At 67.3% G+C, this 16240-nt stretch carries 13 protein-coding genes; 5 read left to right on the top strand and 8 right to left on the bottom strand.

The window, feature by feature from the left end; genetic code table 11:
• The first annotated feature begins 212 nt into the window (after window positions 1-212).
• From EP7_RS05930 to EP7_RS05920, 3 genes are all read left to right on the top strand, one after another.
• Window positions 213-2264, top strand: a complete 2052-nt coding sequence (locus tag EP7_RS05930; protein ID WP_463526792.1) for an ATP-dependent helicase — start codon at window positions 213-215, stop codon at window positions 2262-2264.
• Window positions 2265-2373: 109 nt separating this feature from the next.
• On the top strand, window positions 2374-3876 hold the full coding sequence (locus EP7_RS05925) for a hypothetical protein (RefSeq protein WP_463526790.1): 1503 nt from the start codon (window positions 2374-2376) through the stop codon (window positions 3874-3876).
• A 482-nt stretch (window positions 3877-4358) separates the two neighbouring features.
• Window positions 4359-5516 carry an AI-2E family transporter gene (locus EP7_RS05920; protein WP_463526788.1) on the top strand — a complete coding sequence of 386 codons (1158 nt, stop codon included), beginning with the start codon at window positions 4359-4361 and terminating at the stop codon, window positions 5514-5516.
• Window positions 5517-5648: 132 nt separating this feature from the next.
• Here EP7_RS05920 and EP7_RS05915 read toward each other — a convergent pair whose 3' ends face one another.
• The 5 genes from EP7_RS05915 to EP7_RS05895 form a co-directional block, all read right to left on the bottom strand.
• Window positions 5649-5885: a hypothetical protein gene (locus EP7_RS05915; protein WP_463526786.1), complete on the bottom strand. Its 237-nt coding sequence runs from the start codon at window positions 5883-5885 to the stop codon at window positions 5649-5651.
• Window positions 5886-5890: 5 nt separating this feature from the next.
• Entirely contained in the window at window positions 5891-6883 is a 993-nt protein-coding gene (locus tag EP7_RS05910; protein ID WP_463526784.1) for an FAD binding domain-containing protein, read from the bottom strand.
• Window positions 6884-6904: 21 nt separating this feature from the next.
• Window positions 6905-9028 (bottom strand): xanthine dehydrogenase family protein molybdopterin-binding subunit, encoded by a 2124-nt coding sequence (locus EP7_RS05905; RefSeq protein ID WP_463526782.1) that lies wholly within the window; start codon window positions 9026-9028, stop codon window positions 6905-6907.
• 2 nt (window positions 9029-9030) lie between these two features.
• Entirely contained in the window at window positions 9031-9654 is a 624-nt protein-coding gene (locus EP7_RS05900) for a 2Fe-2S iron-sulfur cluster-binding protein (RefSeq protein ID WP_463526780.1), read from the bottom strand.
• 190 nt (window positions 9655-9844) lie between these two features.
• Window positions 9845-10714, bottom strand: a complete 870-nt coding sequence (locus EP7_RS05895; RefSeq protein WP_463526778.1) for a sulfurtransferase — start codon at window positions 10712-10714, stop codon at window positions 9845-9847.
• Between the two features lie 137 nt (window positions 10715-10851).
• Between EP7_RS05895 and EP7_RS05890 the strand changes: the two genes are divergently transcribed.
• Together EP7_RS05890 and EP7_RS05885 are read left to right on the top strand one after the other, a co-directional pair.
• Window positions 10852-11847 (top strand): zinc-dependent alcohol dehydrogenase family protein, encoded by a 996-nt coding sequence (locus EP7_RS05890; protein WP_463526776.1) that lies wholly within the window; start codon window positions 10852-10854, stop codon window positions 11845-11847.
• A 496-nt stretch (window positions 11848-12343) separates the two neighbouring features.
• Window positions 12344-12760: a hypothetical protein gene (locus EP7_RS05885; protein ID WP_463526774.1), complete on the top strand. Its 417-nt coding sequence runs from the start codon at window positions 12344-12346 to the stop codon at window positions 12758-12760.
• A 79-nt stretch (window positions 12761-12839) separates the two neighbouring features.
• On the opposite strand, the gene EP7_RS05880 is transcribed toward EP7_RS05885, so the two are convergent.
• Genes EP7_RS05880 through pabB form a run of 3 tightly spaced genes read right to left on the bottom strand, consistent with a single transcriptional unit; the run spans window position 12840 to window position 16182 of the window.
• Window positions 12840-13949, bottom strand: a complete 1110-nt coding sequence (locus tag EP7_RS05880; protein ID WP_463526772.1) for a Nif3-like dinuclear metal center hexameric protein — start codon at window positions 13947-13949, stop codon at window positions 12840-12842.
• Window positions 13946-14776: an aminotransferase class IV gene (locus tag EP7_RS05875; RefSeq protein ID WP_463526770.1), complete on the bottom strand. Its 831-nt coding sequence runs from the start codon at window positions 14774-14776 to the stop codon at window positions 13946-13948. Before EP7_RS05875 ends, EP7_RS05880 begins: the two co-directional genes overlap by 4 nt.
• The gene (gene pabB, locus EP7_RS05870; protein ID WP_463526768.1) at window positions 14773-16182 is read right to left on the bottom strand and encodes an aminodeoxychorismate synthase component I; all 1410 of its coding nucleotides are present in this window, start codon (window positions 16180-16182) and stop codon (window positions 14773-14775) included. Before pabB ends, EP7_RS05875 begins: the two co-directional genes overlap by 4 nt.
• Window positions 16183-16240 lie beyond the last annotated feature (58 nt).

Below are 16240 nucleotides of genomic sequence, written 5' to 3'. Positions count from 1 at the left end.
GTGCGATGAGGGCACTCGTGCCCGGCCACCGACTCGACCGGGGCGGAGGGCTTGACGGGGGTCTTACGTCGGCGGCCCCCTGAAGGTTCGAAAGGGATTCGTCGGCGTCCCAGGTTTTGCAGGAATTCGACGGCTGTGCTCCCCGGGCGACGCGTCTATACTGGTGGTCCACGGCATCAGAGGCAGGCCCCAACGTCCAGGCAGGTCGAAGCATGCGCAAGATCAGGCTGCGAAAGACCGTCGACGACCGCCTGGCGGCGCTCCTGGCCAATGACCTGAACCCGGCGCAACGCGACGCCGCGACGGCCCCCGACGGTTTCAACCTGATTCTGGCCGGGCCTGGGTCGGGCAAGACCCGCGTGATCACCTACCGGGTGGCCTATCTGATCGCCAAGGGAGTTCCCGCCGAGCAGATTTTGCTGGTGACATTTACCCGGCGCGCGGCCCGCGAGATGATGAGCCGGCTGGAGTCGCTCGTCGGGCCGTCGGCCGCCAAAGTCTGGGCGGGCACGTTCCATCATATCGGCAATCGGATTTTGCGTCGATCGGCGGCGACACTGGGCTACGGGCCCAACTTCACCATCCTGGACGGCGAGGACCAGGCCGACCTGGTCCGGCTGGCGATGGAAGACGCCGGGATCAGCTCGGCCGGCAAGATGGCGCCCAAGCCCGCGACGGTGCTCCACCTGATGAGCTTCGCCGCCAACGTCCGCCGCCCGCTGGCCGAGGTCATCGCCGTCCGTGCCCCCGACCTGGCCGAGTGGACAGAGCCGATCGAGGCGGTGCGTGTCGCCTACGCCGCGCGCAAGCTCGCCAGCAACAGCATGGACTACGACGACCTGCTGCTCCAGTGGGGCCGCCTGATCGCCGAATTCCCCGAGCAGAAGGCCGCGCAAGGGCGGATGTTCCAGCACCTCCTGGTCGACGAGATGCAGGACACCAACTCCATCCAGATCGAGCTGGTCGAGTCGATCGCCCGAGCAGGCGCGGGGAACCTGACGGCGGTCGGCGACGATGCCCAGTCGATCTACAAGTTTCGTGGCGCCAACTATGACAATATCCTCCACTTCCCCGACCGCAACCCTGGGACGCGTGTCTACCGCCTGGAGGTGAACTACCGGTCGACCCCGGAGATCGTCGCCTTCACAAACGCGTCGATCGCGCACAACCAGGAAGGCTTCCCCAAGACGCTCGTCTCGGCCCGCGAGCCCGGCGGAGTCAGGCCGCTGGTCGTGCCGGCGTCGGACTCTTACGAGGAGTCTGAGTTCCTCTGCCAGCAGATTCTCGACCTCCGCGACGAAGGGGTCGGGCTGGGCAAGATGGCGGTCTTGTACCGCAACCATCACGACAGCATCCTGCTGCAAGGGGAACTGGTCACGCGCGGGGTTCCCTACTCGGTGCGGAGCGGCCAGCGCTTTTTCGAGCAGGCCCACATCAAGGATGTCCTGGCCTTCCTGCGGATCGTGGTCAATCCGCTCGACGAGCCCGCCTGGCGCCGGCTTCTGCTCTTGATCCCGGGGATCGGCCCAGCCAAGGCGGCGGCCCTCTGGACGCAGATCGCGGCGACCAAGGACCCGATGGCGGCGATCGCCACCGGCGAGGCGATGGCGATCGTCCCCGCCAAGTCGAAGGGGTTCCTCGCCGGCTTCATCGCCGACGTCCGGAAGATCCAGGGGACCAACCCCGAGGCCGAACCCGCCGCAGCCATCGGGGCCATCCTTCAGGGAGGCTACCCTGCGACGGTCAAGGTGAAGTACGAGCGGCCCGAGAACCGGCTCGCGGACATCGAGCAGATGGCCGTGCTGGCGGCCCGCTATCAGAGCCTCGAACAGCTCATCGCCGATCTCCTGCTCGCCGGCGACGTCTACGGCATGGACACCCTCGACAGCCAGCAGCCGACCGAGATGCTGGTCCTCAGCACGATCCACCAGGCGAAAGGCCTGGAATGGTCGCGCGTGTTCATCCCCAGATTGATCGAGGAGAGCTTCCCCAACTACCGTGGTCTGAACGAGCCCGGCGGCGAGGATGAGGAGCGGCGCATCTTCTACGTCGCCGTGACCCGGGCCATGGACGAGCTTTATTTAACCTATCCCGCCATCATCCAGCGCGGCGGCCGTGGCGCGTACATGGTGACGACCCCGAGCCGGTTCCTGAAGGAAGTGCCCGACGAGCTGCTGGAGCAGGCGGTCATCGAGACCGCCCACGAGCTGGCCTGGGCCACCCCACCCCCGGAAGTCCCCGAGGACGATGCGCCCGAGCACTGATCGGTCGGGTTCACCTTGAATGGGCCGGCGATCGGGTGCATCCTTTGACTCGGGAGGCGAGGGACTGACCTCGCGGGCGTTGGATTCCTCAAGGGACCTCGGGACCGCCATGAGCAAGGACTTGCTGCGCACCTCCGACGAGCCGTCGCCGGCTCCTGGAATGGCCCGACCGGCCGATGCGCCCCCCCTTGACCTCGAACGCGTCATCCGCGAGCACCCGCGCGAGGACCTGGCCGCATGGCTCGGGCCACGGATCCAGAGCCTGGTCGCGACCGACATCATCGCGCTGCTCCAGCTCGTCGAGTATGTCGATTCTCAAGACGTCTATCGGGCGCTGGCCCACGCCCTCGAAGAGAACCCCGCTCTGCCGCCCGAGGCGATCTGGGAGGCCCTCGCCGTGATCGAAGGGGCGGGTATTCTCGAAGAGTTCCCGGCGCTCGGCGAACTCTGGGACGAATTGGCCGAGGTGGTCGATGAGGACGGCGGCTCGATCGAGCTCCTCGCCAGCCAGCTCGAGGATGAACCTGGAGAGCTCTGGGTTGCCCTGCACGGCCTGGGAGCCGTCGAGCCGGCGATGCGTGCGGAGATCTTGAAGGGGCTCGCCGCCAGGCCCGCCGGCCCCGGCCTGATTGAGTTCTTGCGGCTCTTGACCTTCAGCCACGAGCCCGAGACACGCGACGCCGCGATGGACGCATTGGCTGCCTTCGATGAGTCGAGCCCCGACGTGGCACGCGCCTGGACGAACATCGCCCATCACCACCCAGACAAGGCTGTCCGCGTTCTGGCCCACTCGCATCGGCACCCCGGATCCTCGGTCGAGGAGACGATCCCGGCGGTCCGCAGGCCCGAGCGGTGCCTGGTGACGGGGATGGACGGCCAGGGTCGGGGCCTGATCGTGCTGACGACCCTCGAAGGGACGAGGCGGGTGACGGTCGCGTTTCACTGCGACGCTGCGCACGGCGTTGCCGAGGTCGTCGGGCTGGAAGACGATCGCTCGGGCACGCGCTTCGACGAGTTCAAGCAGAGCACCGAGATCGACGCGGTCGAGGCCCCGGAGGGGATCGTCCTTTCGATGCTCGGCGATTGCCTGATGCACTGCGGCCCCGAGACCACGCCGGCGCTCCAATATTGGCTGGAACGGACCCTCGGGTCGGACCTCTCCAACGCCCGGATCCGGGCCGCCTGGGCCACCAGCGGCATCGCGCCGATGTTCGAAGGGCTCGACCCCGAGGCCGTCCCCTTCGAGGAGATGCCGGCCATCACGCGCCTGGTCCTCGACGCCTGCCCCGACTGGGTCGACCGCTCGCCGCTGACGTCGGAGATCGCCGAGGAGATCGCCACCCGCGATCCGACACGAGAACCCAACCCCGCCCTCGACTCGGGCGCCTATCGCTTCTACTTCGAACACCGACTGATGGGCCGGCTCGACACCTATCGCCGGATGGTCTCATGGATGACCGGCTTCTGGGCGGCCTCCGGCGAACCCAAGCTGGCAAGAGCCGCCCTGACCCTCGGCTGGCAGCTCGCCGACGCCCAGCACGCCGTCCCTGCCCACCCGTTTGCCGTCGAGATGACGACCCGGAGCCTCGTCGAGGCAATCCGTCGCCCTTAGAGGACTGTCAGAGGGACAAGGCTCTGCAACCCCGGCGGCCTTGACGGCAAAGACCCTGACGGATCAGTCGGGACAACAAGGGTACCTCGCCGGCGAAGTCGTGCACGCCCGCGGACGGGTGGTCAGGGGCAAGGGGTGCCTCACTGAAGGGTCGGCCTTCGTCCGCCGGGGTGAGGCCGTCGAATGCGCGGCCAAGGACGGTGGCTACGGACGGAGGCATCGGTGTCCGACTTCGTTGACGTCCGGACAGGTCCTAGGAACCTCGCTGCGAAAGGCAGGCCGGCCGGACTCCCAATCGCGCCCCACGCAAGATGATGGGCGATTTCTCGAGGCTCCGCGCCGAAAACGCTGACGGATAGGTAAGCGACGCCTAACTCATTCACGGCACATTGAATGCAAGCCGGGTCTGCGGATTATTGCAACGAGGCCGATCACCTCGAGATCGATTCGAGCCGGATCCTTCCGGTGGAAGAGGCGACTTCATGATGCGGAACGTAGAACCCACCGCCCTGGAGCCCCGGCCGATGATGGCCCAGGCCGGGCAGGCCTCGACAGTCGAACGGGTGCGATTGTTCTCGCTGATCGCCCTGACCACGGTGCTGATCGGCCTTACGTTCTCACTCGCCCTCCCGTTTCTGCCCGCCATCACATGGGCCGTTGCGCTGGCAATCCTCGCCTGGCCACTCCACCGATGGATCACCCTCCTCGTCACTCGACGTGGACTTGCCGCCGCGTTCAGCACCATGGTCGTCGCGACCGTGATCCTGTCCACCGGCCTGTTCGCGACCTATCAGATCGGTAGCGAGACGGCCGTCGCCGCCAGGCGGATGCAGGACGGCTCGGCGGGCGAGGGCCAGATCCGCGGGAAGATCGCCTCGATCCCGGTCCTGGGCAAGGTGGTCGGTTGGGCAGAACGGGTCGGGCTCGATGTCGAAGACACGGCACGCAAATTCGTTGCGTCGAACGCCGAGAATGCCTCGAACCTCGCGCGTGGGTCGGCGGTTGCCGCCATCCAGTTCATGCTGGCGATGTTCATCCTCTATTATCTTTTCCGGGACCGCGACACCTTCCTCGATGGCCTGCGGGACCTGCTGCCGCTCTCGGAGGGCGAGAGTAACCTTCTCATCGAGCGCGCCAGCGATTCGGTCCATGCGACGCTCTATGCCACGGTGATCACGGGCCTCATCGACTCGACCGCGTTCGGCCTGACGTTCTGGGCGAGTGGGCTCCCCGCGCCAATGTTGTGGTCGATCATCATGTTCCTTTTGAGCCTGCTGCCCGTCCTGGGAGCAGGCCTGATCTGGGTTCCCGCGACGGCCTACCTGATCATGAACGGGAACTGGCCCGGTGCCACCGCTCTGATTCTCGTCGGGGTGGTGACCGCAACCTTCGTCGACAACATCCTCTACGCCCGGCTGGCCGGCGCGAGGATGCGGATGCACAACGTGCCGGTGCTGCTCGCCTTCCTGGGCGGGCTGGCGGTGTTCGGAGTATCCGGGATGATCCTGGGGCCGGCGATCCTGGCCGTCACCGAGGCGACGCTGGAGATCTGGAAGCGGCGGATGGCCGACGCGAAGGAACGGCAGGCCAACGGCGGTCCCCGAGAGGGGCGAGGGGTGCGAGTGGCCTCGGAATCGTGAGTCAGACTCCGCCGATGAGGTCGGCAAGCTCGGTCGAACGGATCTCAGTCGATCGACGTGGATTCTACGCAAACGGGCCCGCGGCCGGCTCTGAAGCCAGTCCGCGGGCCCGTCTGTTTCGCTCGATCTCGATCAGAGCGGCAGGTAGCAGGGCCGATCGGGGGCCCTGCATTCGTGGGCGTCGACGAGTTCGTCGTCGGGGCCGAACGACTTCATGGTTTGCAGGCACCAGTAGATGCTGTTGTCGTAGTCTCCGTGCTCGCCCCCCCCGCCGTCGGTGTAGACGTACATCCCCTTGTTCCGCAGGTTGCGGCAGAGGGGGATGCTGAGGTCGACGATCGGCAGCGGGTCGTCTTCGGCCTCGGACATGGCGGTCAGGCCTCCCAGTAGCGGTTGCCCACGGCGGCCAGCAGCGCACGCTTCACGGCGGTCTTCGTCAGGGCCACCTTGTAGCCGTTGGTTGACAGCGGCTTGGCCCCCTCGACCGAGGCGGCGCCCGCCGCGGCGGCGGTCTCCTCGTCCACCTTCTTGCCGGTGATCGCCTTCTCGGCGGCCTCCGACTTGTAGGGGATCGGGGCGACTCCGTAGAGGATGACGGACGCCTTGGAAACCGTCTCGCCGTCCAGGGTCAGGTTGACCGAGGCCATGACCAGCGGCCAGTCGTAGGCGTTCTTCTCGCGGATCTCGTAGGAGGCGTTCTTGCCCTTGGCCGGCGGGATCATGACCTTCGTCAGGATCTCACCCGGCTGGATGGCAAGCTCGCCCTCCTCGGCCGTCTTGGGGATGCGATAGAGCTCGGCCACGGGGACGGTGCGTTCCCCCTTGGGGCCGGCCAGGGTCGCGGTGGCTCCTAGCGCGACGAGCGGGACGGCCAGGCTCGACGGGCTGGCGAACAGGGCGTCACCCTCGGTCATGAAGATCGAGTGGTAGCGGTTGTCGCCGGCGCGGACCAGGCTCTTGCCGTCCTTGGTGCCCAGCAGGCCGAAGCCGCTGCGGTAGTACCAGCAGCGGGGGCGTTGGAGGAGGTTGCCGCCGACGGTGGCCATGTTCCGCAGTTGCGGCGTGCCCACCTCGTAGGCCGCCTGCCAGAGGGCGGGATACGCCTCCTTGATCCCCTTGTGCTCGACGATCGACGCCAGCAGGGTGCCGGAACCGACGGTCGTGCCCGACGCCTTGGGGTCGCCGGTGATACCGGCGAGGCCCTTGACGTCCTTCAGGTAGACCACCCGCTTGGGGCTGGTGACGTAGTCCTTCATCCGGTTGATCAGGTCGGTCCCGCCGGCCAGTGCCGCGGAATCGTCGGAGTCGGCCAGGGCGCCCAGGGCTTCGGAAAGGCTGGAAGGGCTGGCGAAATCGAAGGCTTTCATGAGATCGGTCGCCTCCCTTTGTTAGCTCTTGGCCGACGCCAGGGCGTTCAACACGTTGATGGGGGTCATGGGCCAGTTGGCCACGCGCACGCCGATGGCGTTGGCCACCGCGTTGCCGATGGCTGCGGCGGTGCCGATGGTCGGCGGCTCGCCGATGCCGATGACTCCGCGGGCCTTCATCTCGGGCGTCTCGTACGCCTTGACGACGATGACGGGCATGTCGCTGGCGCCGGCGAGCTTATACAGTTCCATGTCGGCGTTGAGCATCACGCCGGTGGTCGGGTCCATGACCCGCTCCTCGAACCGGCCGTAGTTCAGGCCGCCGATGACGCCGCCGTAGACCTGGCTCTCCCAGGTCAGCTTATCGATGATCAGGCCCGAGTCCTGCACGGCCACGATCTTCTTGAGCGTGACGACGCCGGTCTCGATGTCGACCGACACCTCGGCGAACTGGCAGCCGGCGACGCCGACGCTGGAGAGGCCTTCCTCGAACTTGCCCAGCTCGTTGATGGGCATCATGCCGAGCTTACGGCAGGCGTCCTTCCAGTCGAGCTTGGCCTCGCCCTTGACCAGGACCTTGCCGTCGGCCAGCGACAGGTCGCCCGGCTCGGCGTTCAGGCCTGGGGCGATCTTCTTGAACAGGGCGTCGCGCGCCGCGCTGACGGCAGCGAAGCACGGCGGGCTCATCGACGGGGTGGTCGTCGAGCCGCCCGAGGCCTGCCCCGGGGGGAAGGTCGAGTTGCCGATGTTGCTCTTGATGTCCGTGACCTTCAGGCCCAGCAGCTCGGCGGCGATGATGGCCAGGATCGTCCGGGCACCGGTGCCGATGTCCTGCGTGGCGCTGCGGACCTCGACGGAGCCGTCGGGGTTGATGATGCAGGTGACCTGCTTGTCGGGGGCGGCGCCGCCGCCCCACTGGTGCAGGGCCATGCCGTAGCCGGTCTTGATCGGCCCCTTGCTGCTCTGACCGCGGGCCTTGCGGTTCTTCCAGCCGATCTCCTCGGCGCCGATGGCGACCTGGGCCTCGTAGATGCCCGTGCGGAAGTCATTGGGCGCCAGGTTCTTGAGCCGGAACTCCATCGGGTCCATGCCGAGCTTGTCGGCCAGCTCGTCGACCACCGACTCCATGATCAGGCAGCCCTGCGGATGCCCGGGGGCACGCATGGCGCGGGCGTTGCCGCCGTTCAGGAAGACGTCGGAGTGGGTCCGCTTGTTGTCGGCAACGGCATAGACATAAGGCAGCGGGAACTGGGCCCCGCGGGAGATCCCGCCGGTGCCGTAGGTCTCGGCGATCATGCCGCTGATCTTGCCGTCCTTCGTCGCGCCCATCTTGACCTTGGCGGTGGCGCTGGGCCTGTTGCCGCCGGCAAGGTGTTCCTGGACGCGGTCGAGGAACATCTTCACCGGCTTGCCGGCCTTCTGGGCCAGCTCCGCGGCGGCGATGCCCCAGACGTCGGCGCCGAACTTGGAGCCGAAGCCTCCGCCCATCACCTCGGTCAGCACGGTCACGTCGCCGACCGGGATGTTGAACCGGCCTGCAAGCTCCGCGGCCGTCGCGCCGACGGCCTGGGTGCTGGCCCAGGCGGTGATCTTTTCCTTACTGTCCCAGCGCGCCGTCAGGCCGTGGGTTTCCAGGCAGACGTGGGTGATGACCGGCACGTTGAGGGTCATCTCGACGACCGCGTCGGCCTTGGCCAGGCCCGCGTCGGCATCGCCGACCGAAGTGGCGCGGCCCTTCTTCACGTTGCCGCCGCGCACGACTTCCGGTGCCCCGTCGGCCATCGCCTGCGGCTCGGTGGCGACGTGCGGCAGGATCTCGTACTCGACCTTGATGGCACGCACCGCGTCGCGGGCCTGCTCCTCGGTCTCGGCGGCCACGGCGGCGATGTCATCGCCGTGATAGCGGACCAGGCCGCCTTCCTTGACGATGCCGATGACCGCCTTCACGCCGGGCATGGCCTCGGCGGGCTTCAGGTCGAGCGTTTTGATCTTGGCGTGCGGCACGGGGCTGTACAGCATCACGCCGAAAAGCATCCCCTCGGGATGTTCGTCGGAGGGGTACTTGGCCTTGCCTGTGGCCTTGATCATCCCGTCGAGACGGGGGATCCGGGTGCCGATGAGCTTGGGGTTCTCGGGCCAGGGCATGGTCAGGCTCCCTTCATCGCTTTGGCCGCGGCGAGGGCCGCCTCGAGCACGCCCATGTACGTCCCGCACCGGCAAATATTGCCGTCGAGCCCCTTCTTCACCTCGTCGAGGGTCGGATTGGGGTTCTTGTCGAGGAAGGCCTTGCAGGCGGTGACGAAGCCAGGGGTGCAATAGCCGCACATCAGGCCGTCGGCCTGGTGGAAGGCATGAGGCACGCTGTTGGCGTCGGTGCCGAAGCTCTCCAGGGTCTCGATCGTCTTGCCCGTGCACGTCACGGCGAGCGTGGTACACGAGTAGACGGGGACTCCGTCGACGATCGCCGTGCAGGCGCCGCAGCTCGCCCGGTCGCAGACGCGCTTGGGGCCGGTGATGTCCAGGCGATGGCGCAAGGTGTCGAGCAGCGTGCTACGCGGCTCGACCTTGCATGTCTTCTCCTCGCCGTTGACCTTCAGGGTCAGCGAGACCTCGCCGGTGAGGACTTTGACCTCGGGCTCGGCCCCGGTCGCCTCGTCGAGCGCGACCTGCGCCGGTCCGGTCAGGACGGCCGTGGCGGCCGCCAGGCTGGAGCCGCGCAAGAAATCGCGCCGGCTCGAGCCGCTCCTGGATTTCGGGTCTTGATCGGTCATCGAGCGGGTTCCCGGGGACCATCGGGGTCTTGGATTTTGGAGTCCTACACCCTGACTCGCCGCCGTTGAACGGGGCGTGGAAGGGTGCGCTCGGAAGACGCACTATGGCCTCCCGGGAAGGCCCCGACAAGTCGTCAGTCCCGTCGAAATCCCCGAAGTTCAGGCCTCGATTGGATCGTGGCCAATCTCGCTACGATCCTGTCGACACGGGCAAGTCGGTGCGCTCGCCCCACTCGTTCCACGACCCATCGTAATTCGACAGTAAGGTGTGCCCGGATCGGTCGAGCTGGAAGAGGATGACGGTCGCGGCGACCCCGCCGTTGCAATAGGCCACGATCGGCGTATCGTCCCGGACCCCCAGCGCCCTGAGCTTTGCATCAACTTGGTTCACGGTGGCGAAGCCCCCCTGCGGCGCGAAGGCGACCTCGCGCGGGACGTTGATGGCGCCCGGGATGTGCCCGCCGCGCAGCCCTCTGCGTTTGGCCCCCGTATACTGGGCGGCATCCCTTGCGTCGAGGATCTGGATCCGCTTGCTTCCAAGCTCGGTGGCAAGCTGCTCGGCCGTGGTTCGCCAGGCGGGCTGGACGCGAGGGACGAATTCGGCAAGGGGAACCTCGACGGGCCCCTCGGCGGTGGGCCGCTCCTCATCCATCCAGCGGTTCCAGCCGCCGTCGAGCACGCCGACATTCTCGTGGCCGTAATAGCGTAGGGCCCACCAGAGCCGGGTGGCGAACTGACCGCCCATGTGGTCGACGGCGACGACCCGGGTCCCCGGGCCAATCCCTCGGACCGACATCGCCTCGGCAAACCTGGCTGGCGGCGCGATCTGGGCGGGGACGGGGTCATCGGGGTCGATGATGTCGACCGTCCAGTCGATGTAGACGGCCCCCGGGATGTGTCCAGCGAGATATTCGTCGCGCGCCCCGCGATAGGTGGCCTCCTCAACGCCCGGGGCGATGGGACGGGTCGAGACATAACCACGCATGTCGACGACCCGGACGGCCGGGTCGTCGAGGTGGTCTTCAAGCCAGTCGGGCGACACCAAGGAATCGAAGGCCATGGGTGGAGATCCTGGTCTGGGAGAGGGGTCTCAGTTTAGGATACCGGAGACCAGGCGGGTTCGACCCGCCATTGCGAGAGATTGCGCCGGCGAATGGATCGCCGGGCGCCCCATCCGAACCCGCCGCGAGATCCCGCATGAATGCCGCGGTCTTCGACCAGTATGGCGAGCCCTCCGAAGTCCTGCGCTACGCCGAGGTGCCGACGCCCGTGCCGGGCCCGGGCCAGGTCCTCGTCCGGATGATCGCCAGCCCGATCAATCCGTCGGACATCATGACGATCCGCGGCAAATACATGGTCAACCTCACGTTGCCCGCCACGCCGGGCTACGAAGGGGTGGGCGTCGTCGAATCGGCCGGCCCCGGCCTCCTGGGCTCGTTCATGAAAGGGCGCCGGGTTGCGGTGCTGAACCAGGCCGGGGGCAACTGGGCCGAGTACGTTGTGGTGAAGGCCAACCGCGTCGTGCCCGTCCCCAAGGACCTGCCCGACGAGCAGGTGGCCTCGTTCTTCATCAACCCGGCCACCGCGCTGGCGATGGTGCGCAAGGTCTTGCAGGTGCCCAAGGGAGCCTGGCTGCTCCAGAGCGCCGCGGGCTCGACCCTGGGCAAGATGATCATCAAGCTGGGCAAGCACGACGGCTTCAAGACCCTGAACGTCGTCCGCCGCCATGAGGCGATCGACGAACTTAAGGCGCTCGGCGCCGACGCGGTCATCTCGTCGTCGGACGGGCCGATCGAGGACCAGGTTCGCAAGATCGTCGGGGTCGATGGGGTCAAATACGCGATCGACCCCGTGGGCGGAAGCACCGGCTCGGCGATTTACGACTCGCTCGCCCTCGACGGCCGGATGCTGGTCTACGGCACACTCTCGTACGAGCCCCTGACCTTGCGGACCCGCTCGCTGATCGCCGGCAAGCGCATCGAGGGGTTCTACCTCGGCCACTTCATGCTTGGCCGATCGATCCTGAAGAACATCAAAATGTTTCGCGAGATCGGCGGCCTGATCCGCGAGGGCGTGCTCGAATCCGAACCCGGCGAGTCATTCCCGCTCGATCGGATCGCCGAGGCCGTCCGCGCCTCGGAGGTGGTCGGCAAGAAGGGGAAAGTCCTGCTGACGATCGGCCATCGTGCCTGAAATACGGAAGTTCAGTCTAATTGATCTGAGACGGGACAAGAATTGACCCCGATTTCTTCGCCGTCTGAGCGAGGATCTTCGGACCGATCTCTCATTAAGGAAACGACTTTCAACGATTTTTGGAATTTTCGTTCGCCTATGATGGAGTGCCGCACTACAATTTGAGTGGGCATGAGGCACCAGCTTCGTCGTAGGAAATCGACGGCCGGTGTCGCGAGGACGCCACGTCGCTCGGATTGCAATTCGTGGTCATGGGTTTGCCTTCGGGCATCCCCGATGGTGCCACGGAGCAATCGGTTGGCGTCGGCGATGAGGTCGGGTCCGACGGGGGTTCGCACCTTCTCGGCTCGGTCGTCCCACCGCCACCGATCCCCCGATCGGGGCGCGGGTTATTGGCGTTCACCTTTGTCCGTCCGAGGCGACCCGAGTCGGCCCCGGGCGGCCCATATTGGATTGACCCCGCGCCCATCCGGGCCGGGATTGGGAATCGACGAGCATGAGCGAATCTTCGGGCGTCCAGGATTGGCGAGCTGTGGCCTGCCTCACCCCCAATGGCGAACGCCTGCTCTGCGTCGGCGGCAGCTCGGCCCAGGTCCGCGCCGCCTACACGAACGCATGGGGTGAAGTGATCCGCGACGAGGACCGGCCCACGGTCCGCACGATTTCCCTCCAGCGCTGGGCGGGCCTGGCCTGGGCCGGCCAGTGGGAGCACCAGACCTTCCTCGCAGTGCCCAGCACCCGCGGCGGCAAGGCGGGCGCGGCCGAGGCGGCCGCCGAGACCGAGACCGAGACCGACAAGCCGGAAACCGACCTCGAATCCGAACTCGAGTCCCTGCTCGATCCCGACGCGGATCTTGATGCCGACGTCGAGACTGAAGACGACGCCAAGGTCGACGCCGACGTCGAAGCCTGACCGCGTCCCCCCCGACCGCGCCACTCGAACCCCCGCTTCCACGGGGGTTCTTTCATGCGCGAAGCGATCTGAGGGTTGATCAGGAGGGGCACCGGACCGGGTCCGTCTCTCGACGGCTGGCCCAGACATCGAGGCTGGTGAAGGCCATCTCCAGGGCGACCGCCAGGTCCTCGACTCCCGGCCGCTCCGTCGCGTGATGTCCGGGCAGGACGAGGCCGAGCCCGAGGGCCTCAGCCTCAAGGCAGCGGTGGAATCGGGCCTCGCCGGTGAGCAGCACGTCGGCTCCTTGCCCGGCGGCGTCGGGCACGAAATCGTCCCCCGCGCCGCAGCAGATCGCCACCCGCCGCACCGTCCGGTCCCGATCGCCGACAATCTGGACCGCCGGGGTGGGCAGCAATCCCGCGACCCGGTCCGCCAGCTCTCCCAGCGAGATCGCGTCGGGTAGCGTGCCGATCCGACCGGAGCCCGGACCGGACGGTCCGCCGGCTAACGGGAAGACGTCGATGGCCGGCTCCTCATATGAGTGGGCCACGCGGATCGCCCCGACGACGGCCTCAACTCGACAGGCAGGGCAGACGAATTCCAGCCGCCACTCGTCTACCGTCTCCCGCGTCCCCGCCTGGCCGACCTTGGGCGAGGAGTTCTCGTCGCCGTGGAACGTCCCCTGCCCCTTCGCCCCGAATGAGCATTCCGCGTAATTCCCGATCCGCCCCGCTCCCGCTGCGAAGGCGGCGGCAAGCACGGGCCCGCGATCGGCCTCGGGCGTGAAGGCGACGATCTTGGAGTGCGGCAGCGGTGCGCCCGGCCGCATGGGCTTCAGGTCAACCAGGGCGAGCCTTCGCGCGAGGCCGGCATTGATCCCCGAGATTGCGTTATCGAACGCGGTGTGAGGGCTGTAGACCGCGATTCCGGCCCTGGCCAGAGCCCAGACCTCGGCCGTCTCGTGATTGCCCCCGACGATTTTCTGCACCGGTCGGAACAGGATCGGGTGATGGCTGACGATCAGGTCGACGCCCGACTGGATGGCCTCGGCGGCGGTCGCCCCGGTGACGGTCAGGCAGGTCATCACCTTGCGAACCGGCTGGTCGGGGTCGCCGAGCAGGAGGCCGACGTTGTCCCAAGGCTCGGCGAGTTCGAGCGGGGCGAATTCGCCGAGCCAGCGGATCATTTCGGAGAGGGGAATGGTCATCGGTCGATGCCTCCGGAAGCCAGCCAACCCTGAAGTTCCGCGTCCAGCCGCCCGGTCAGAGGCCCGGGAGCGGGGAACTGACGGCCCGGCGTGCAGCCCACGGGCTGGATTCCGCGTACCGCATTGGTGAGGAACAACTCGTCGGCGTCATCCAGCTCGCCATAGCCGATCTCCCGCTCCTCGCAGGTCAGCCCCAGGGCCCTGGCCCGCTCCAAGACGACTCCACGCATCAGGCCGGGGAGGATCGGCCCATCCAGCGTCGGGGTGACCAACTTGCCGCCGCGAACCAGGAACAGATTCGTGCGCGACCCTTCCCAGACCTTGCCGTCGGGCGTGCCCAGCAGGGCCTCGTCGGCCCCCAGCGCGGTCGCCTGCTCGTGCGCCATTCGCCTGCCCCAGTAGTTCAAGGTCTTGTGACCGGCCAGCGGGTCGCCCCGATGAAGGACGTCGCCGCCGAAGATCAAGGTCAGGCCGCCGGCTCGTCGTTCCGGGGGCAGTCGCATCGTCTTCAGCCAGGCCAAGCCGGGCTCGGACGGCGAACGCCCGCCCGTCAGGGTCAGCCGCAAGGCGCAGTCGCCCACGATCGCCTCGGCCGCCATCAGCCGGGCGACGGCCTCCGCGTCGGGTAGTGCGTCGGGCGAGACCGCGATGCCCAGTCGAACGGCGGAACTCATCAGCCTTGCCCGATGCCGGGAAAGCAACAAGGCGCGACCTTCCCAGGTGCGCATGGTCTCGAACAGGCCGAGGCCGTGGACGAACACGCGGTCATCCAGGCTGACCGCAGGCTGTTCGCCCTCGTCCCAGATGCGGCCGTTCGCCCAGATCACGCGTAGACTCCCCCTCCAAGCACCTGATACAGGGCCCGCCCCTTGTCCAGCGTCTCGCGGTATTCGGCATCAGGGTCGGAGTCGACGACGATCCCGCCTCCTACTTGATAGCTCGCCCTTGGCCCTTCGACAAGAATTGTGCGAATCGCGATGTTGAACGCAGAACGGCCTTGAGAGAGATAGCCGATCGAGCCGGTGTACAGGCCCCGCCGAACCGGCTCCAGCTCGTCGATGATTTCCATCGCCCTGATCTTGGGAGCCCCGGTAATCGACCCTCCCGGGAACATCGCCCGGACCACGTCTATCGGCCCGACATCTTCCCGCAGTCGTCCTTCGACCGTGGCGACCAGGTGATGGACCTGTGCAAAGCTCTCGACCGCGAGCGCCTCGGAGACGGTCACCGACCCATATTCACAGACCCGCCCCAGATCGTTGCGTTCCAGGTCGACGATCATGGTCAGCTCGGCCCGATCCTTGGCGGAGGACTTCAGCTCGGCGGCCAGCCTCGCATCCTCGGCAGCGTCGCGGCCCCTCGGACGGGTGCCTTTGATCGGCCGGGTCACGATCCGACGGCCCTCGGTGGTGTAGAAAAGCTCGGGGCTGGCACTCAGCACGGCGAAGTCGCCCCAGCGAAGCATCGCCGAGTAAGGCGCCGGGCTGATCAGCTTGAGGCTCGCGTACAGATCCGGCGGATCGAAGATCCCCTCGACCGTGAACCGCTGCGAGAGGTTCACCTGGAAGATGTCCCCGGCCCGCAGATACTCCAGCGCCCGGCCTACCGCCCTCCGATACTCGTCAGGTTCGAAGTTCGACCGGATGTCGCCGAACCTCGGGGGGGTTGGGGGTCTCATCGGTGACGGCCTGGCAACTCGCCGGGACCAGTCCTCGACGCGTGAGGCAGGCGCATCACGCCCTTCACCCAGCAGGTCCCAGGCATGGACGGCGGCCTGTCCGCTGGCGTGGTCGACGAGGATTGCGGTATCGTAGAGGCCGAACCGAACGTCGGGCATCCTCGAATCGGCGGTTGCCTTGCGCGGGAGCGTCTCGAACGTGGGTGCCAGGTCGTAGCCAAAGAAACCAACGAGGCCCCCTTGAAACGGGCATTCGTCGGGGCCGCGTTGCTGTCCTGGGCGATCCAGACCGAACCTGCGCACCAGGTCGGCCAGTGCCGCGAGCGGGTCTGACTGACCGGCGGCCAGGGTCAGGCCATGTTGGTCCTCGACGGTCCAGCCCGCCTCACCGCCCTGGAAGACGAGCCGGGGCTCGGCCGCGAGGATGCTCCAGCGGCCTGCGGCGCCGAAGCCCGGTCCGCTTTCGAGCAGGGCCGGTTCGGTCCAGCGGCCCACGATCGCGGGGAGTGCGGCCGGGCTGACATCGACGTTGCGCAGGACTCGTTCGGCGGTCACGGCGAAGTCAGATGCCCCGGGCCGGCCGACGGATGTGCCCCACCCGACCGGCGACGAC

This window comes from Isosphaeraceae bacterium EP7, from assembly GCA_038400315.1.
In the GTDB taxonomy this organism is placed as follows: domain Bacteria; phylum Planctomycetota; class Planctomycetia; order Isosphaerales; family Isosphaeraceae; genus EP7.
Note: the sequence above shows the minus strand (reverse complement) of the source record. Positions and strands in the feature narration are given on the sequence as shown.